Annotated in this window: 6 protein-coding genes; all 6 read right to left on the bottom strand. The window is 55.5% G+C overall.

The window, feature by feature from the left end:
* Window positions 1–340: 340 nt before the first annotated feature.
* The gene (locus FQY83_RS17455) at window positions 341–1,111 is read right to left on the bottom strand and encodes a hypothetical protein (protein ID WP_146389505.1); all 771 of its coding nucleotides are present in this window, start codon (window positions 1,109–1,111) and stop codon (window positions 341–343) included.
* A 490-nt stretch (window positions 1,112–1,601) separates the two neighbouring features.
* The gene (locus FQY83_RS17450) at window positions 1,602–2,657 is read right to left on the bottom strand and encodes a DUF3644 domain-containing protein (protein ID WP_146389503.1); all 1,056 of its coding nucleotides are present in this window, start codon (window positions 2,655–2,657) and stop codon (window positions 1,602–1,604) included.
* A 479-nt stretch (window positions 2,658–3,136) separates the two neighbouring features.
* The gene (locus FQY83_RS17445) at window positions 3,137–3,316 is read right to left on the bottom strand and encodes a hypothetical protein (RefSeq protein ID WP_146389501.1); all 180 of its coding nucleotides are present in this window, start codon (window positions 3,314–3,316) and stop codon (window positions 3,137–3,139) included.
* Window positions 3,317–3,422: 106 nt separating this feature from the next.
* The gene (locus tag FQY83_RS17440; RefSeq protein ID WP_146389501.1) at window positions 3,423–3,602 is read right to left on the bottom strand and encodes a hypothetical protein; all 180 of its coding nucleotides are present in this window, start codon (window positions 3,600–3,602) and stop codon (window positions 3,423–3,425) included.
* Window positions 3,603–3,705: 103 nt separating this feature from the next.
* Entirely contained in the window at window positions 3,706–4,191 is a 486-nt protein-coding gene (locus tag FQY83_RS17435) for a hypothetical protein (RefSeq protein WP_146389499.1), read from the bottom strand.
* Window positions 4,188–4,458 (bottom strand): IS3 family transposase (locus tag FQY83_RS17430; protein ID WP_146389319.1); only part of this gene is annotated, 271 nt, incomplete at its 5' end. The genes FQY83_RS17430 and FQY83_RS17435, both read right to left, overlap by 4 nt.

Genomic DNA, 4,458 nt, shown 5'->3' with positions numbered 1-4,458 from the left:
GGCAAGGCTGACGCTTGAGATGTCACCGAAGGCGCCGCCGCCTGGGCGCGCCGGCCCGGAACCTTTCCCAGACTTGCCGAAGCCAACCGCAGACTATCCGGTTGCGACGCCCGATCTCGACCGTCCGAAGCCGAACTCCGCAAATCTGTCCCGGCGTGTTTCACAGACCTGTCCGAAGCGAATGTGGCCGAAGACTCGAGAACGTTCCGCCGTAGCAGAACAAGAAGCTGGCAGCACCGCGACCGACCCGGTGGCGATCAGCCCAACACTACTAATGCTTTTAGACGCCTAACGCCTGAGTTAAGCCGTGCCGCGAAGCGGCATCGGCTTGAACGAATTGTTAGAGCGCATCTGCGATCTGCCAGCCGGTATGAGTAAGTTCAAAGATGTTACCACCCGTTCCCATGCTCCGAACCAACTCTTTGGAAACGAGTGATCGCAATGCAGAATCGTATTTTGCGAAGTCTTTTGTACTGTCGGCACCGAACGTGGTTGATCCAACTTGGATATTACGCCCGCTTATGTACTCGTTCCTTGAGATCGTCCCGCTGCCGCTCTTCGCCGCTAGCGTAAGAAGCTCTCTCTCAGTTGGCGAGAGCTGAAGTGCCTCGCCGCCATAGAGGCCGTGAGACATTCGATCACGCTCTTTGCGTAGTAGCTCAAGCTCCGCTCTTAGTTGTTCCTGCACTGACTCGTCTTCGATCTGAAGAACTTCCTCATCCCTCTTCGCGCGTTCTATCAGCTCGGTTTCCTTGCTCGCAAACAATTCCGACCTGGAGCGCTCCAGCTCAGTTCTTCTAATTGTCTTTTTGTGCTCTGCGTCGAGGTGCAGATTATCAATGTATTCAAATGGCCTTCTGGAAAGATAGGCGAACGCGAGTTTGATCCATGGCGAGCATACGGCTACCACCGCACCTACTACTAACGGCCATACGATCAAGCTTGTAAAGCTTGTGGCTGAATCGAAGGCTTCCAGCCGAACTTGAGGTGAGCCCGGCGTGGCTGCAAGTAGGAATATTCCCCTCCAGTTCAGTGCGATGAAGGCCAACATCGCGTAGCCAAAGTATGGCGCCTTAATCCTTGCGCTTATCGCTTCGATGATGTCATTCACAAGGCCCCCGTTTAGATCGGTGCGCTCTAACGCCTGAATTAAGCCGAGCCGCGAAGCGGCTTCGGCTTGAATGAATTGTTAGGCCGCTCACCTGCTATAGCAGGCGGCAGCCTCATCGGTGAGACTGGGACCTTCCCGAGCATACCGTTCCTCGGTCATCGCTTCGTTGTTGCAAACGTGCGAACAACCGCCGCCGATCAATGGGAGGCCACCCTGACCCTCGCATTGAATAAAGCACTGATCCGAAGCGGAGCACCGTTTTGCTAGCGCCCGAGCCGCGCACAGCGTGTGCGAATCTATGTCCGCCCTTGCGAGAACGCGCGATAGGTCGCATCGATCTGCCTCTGTCTTTACGGTTTGAGGAGTTTTTGCGCAAGCCACTTGCCAGAGAATCAGTGAAAAGAGAATTATCAGACGCACGTCTCTCTCCTGAGCGGTCTAACGCCTGAATTAAGCCGCGCCGCGAAGCGGCGTCGGCTTGAATGAATTGTTATGCCCCACGCCGAGTTACAGGAGTGCGACCCGTGATCTCGCGAAATTTCTCAGCATTGGCGAACGCTTGAGTACACTTGTTTATCCACGCTTGCGTGTAGAGATAATCCCCATGCGCCTCGTCATACACGCAGTACTCCGTTCGGCATTGCTCTGGGTTGGCGGCACCTGTTGTCGGTCTCACCCCAAAGTGACGCCAAGCGTTGGAGTGTGCATTCTGACTCACAATGTGCGGGCATGACTGATTAATCTTCTGGACAACGACGCTCGGCTTGTAAAGATCCAAGTTGGCAATCGGAATTTTCTTCTCCCGGATGAGCACGTTCAGCTTTTCTAGACGCTTTAGCTCCTCAGGGCTTGCCTCATTGACCTTGATGAACTCCACTGCGGCATCTGAAGAGCTCTCTCGATTCGAGACTTTCGGAACAAGGAAGACGTTGTAGGAGTACTTCATGCTGCTCAAGATCGTGGCAGGGAGGTTGCCTCTGAACGTCTCAATATAGTCTTTTACCGACCGCGCGTTATTCACGGCAGCGGCACGAGCAGCTCTCTTCTTTTCCGGCGGAACGACAGTAGAGAACTGCAATGAAACTGCAAGTTGTTCAGCCATGCCGTACTTGGCGCCGAAGGTGGCCACGAGCATCTCTTCTAGATTGAGTAGAGCTGCTTGGCACTCGCCGTACAGTGATGGGTCAAGCTCTGGCAAGTGACGGTGTTCGATCTTGTTCCGTAAGCCGATCAGGAACTCTAGGTTCTTCCGCTCGGGCGGCATTGTCGCAGCGTAATGCCGCTTCAAGCACTCCGAAAGATCCCAATGCTTTGGATCTCCATCAATCCGTTCGAATCGCCCGTTCCGAAGCTTGTACCACGGCTTGACGTTTCTCTTGTAGTAGATCGCATGAAAGAGAGCGGTCCACGCGATCACGATCATCACGAGGTACTGAGCTGTCCGAAAGCTGCGGCCTGGGCGGTTGTACGCCTCTACCGCGGCCAGCGTGGCTAGCTGACACTTCTCAAGGTTCTCTTTGACTGCTTGTGGTAGGCCACGCGGCATAGTCTTTAGTGGGGCATAACGCCTGAATTAAGCCGCGCCGCGAAGCGGCGTCGGCTTGAATGAATTGTTAGGCCCTAGAGCCCACCATCTCTCACTGTTGATCCGATGATCTCCGGATCTTGCATGCAAGCCAAGAGTGATTCTCTCCGATCCTCTGTCTGCTGAACTAACAAACAAATACGCTCTTTGAAAATCCGTTTTGCAACGCAACTCCCCTTGCTCTTGATAAGACGCTGCGCCCTATCCGCGCACGCCATTACTCTTGGATGAAGAGAGTCATCGGTCTCGTAACGCCACATGCATGAATCATAGGCCCAGAAGACAGCTTCTCCTCGAACTTCGCACTGGGAGGCTGCATGCGATGTGCTAGCGGAGAGTAGTACTGCGAGTGCCAAAAGATTTTTCATCTAGGGCCTAACGCCGGAATTAAGCCGCGCCGCGAAGCGGCGTCGGCTTGAATGAATTGTTAGGCGCGTCCCTCACTCGCCTGTGCCCGCCCGACTGCTGGCTTGGCTGATCGCGAGGATGATGGCGACCAGCAAGACTAAGCCTCCGGCAAGCTGGAAGCCGCCATTTGTCGTGTAGGTCCCAACAGTAAGTATCAGAACGCCCGCTACTAACAATGCAATGGTGTTGGACTTGATCTGCTTGAGGTTCACACGATTTCCCCTTGATGAACAGCCGATCTACACGTAAGCGCCTAACGCCGGAATTAAGCCGCGCCGCGAAGCGGCGTCGGCTTGAATGAATTGTTAGGCGCGTCCCTCACTCGCCTGTGCCCGCCCGACTGCTGGCTTGGCTGATCGCGAGGATGATGGCGACCAGCAAGACTAAGCCTCCAGCAAGCTGGAAGCCGCCATTTGTCGTGTAGGTCCCAACAGTAAGTATCAGAACGCCCGCTACTAACAATGCAATGGTGTTGGACTTGATCTGCTTGAGGTTCACACGATTTCCCCTTGATGAACAGCCGATCTACACGTAAGCGCCTAACGCCTGAATTAAGCCGCGCCGCGAAGCGGCGTCGGCTTGAATGAATTGTTATGCCCCATCACGGCTGGCACTCCGCCCGAACAGATTTTACTACGCCGTCGGCGACGGCCAGTTGTAACCAGCACGGGAAGTCGGACATGGGGAAATACTCCATGAACTGACCATCCTCGCGGGTGGCAACCGAAGGCGGGCCATACATGGCTTGGACTTGCGAGAATGCCATGCCGGGGCAAATGCCGCCCGGTGTGCAATGCTCAGGACTGGTGCTAAGAATCTCTCCAACCCGACGCCCCTCGCCGAGCCAGATGGTGAGGCCTGGGTAGTCCAACTGGATGTTGAGGAAGTCACCCGTATCAGTGACGCGAACAGGCTGGCCAAGTGTCCGTAGCACTGATGCTTCGTCAGCGTCGAGAGCGATACCCGCAATGGAAAGCTCTTTGTCCGGCACAGTAGGCAGTTGCTCTGACGAGCCGAGTGCGGCAAGGGCCAATACAATCAGGGCGCTGAAGTTGTTTGGACCGCCCAAGGTTTCATAGACACTCATCGGCCGCTTTGCGCGTAGCGCCTTTCGAACTCTACCGGTGAGACGTCGCCGGCGGAACCATGGCGACGCACCGGGTTGTAGAACATCTCGATGTAGTCGAACACGTCCGAGGTTGCGGCGGCCCGGGTCGGATAGATTCTCCGCTTGATCCGCTCCTTCTTCAGGACGCTGAAGAAGCTCTCGGCCACCGCGTTGTCGTGGCAGTTGCCGCGACGGCTCATGCTCGGAACCATCCGATGCGCCTTCAGGAACGACTGCCAGTCGCTG

The sequence above is a fragment of the Luteimonas marina genome (genome assembly GCF_007859325.1).
In the GTDB taxonomy this organism is placed as follows: Bacteria; Pseudomonadota; Gammaproteobacteria; order Xanthomonadales; family Xanthomonadaceae; genus Luteimonas; species Luteimonas marina.
Note: the sequence above shows the minus strand (reverse complement) of the source record. Positions and strands in the feature narration are given on the sequence as shown.

Bases quoted from the DNA above. Each gene is read 5' to 3' on its own strand.
- FQY83_RS17450 (WP_146389503.1), bottom strand. From the start codon at position 2,657: ATGCCGCGTGGCCTACCACAAGCAGTCAAAGAGAACCTTGAGAAGTGT.
- FQY83_RS17435 (WP_146389499.1), bottom strand. From the start codon at position 4,191: ATGAGTGTCTATGAAACCTTGGGCGGTCCAAACAACTTCAGCGCCCTG.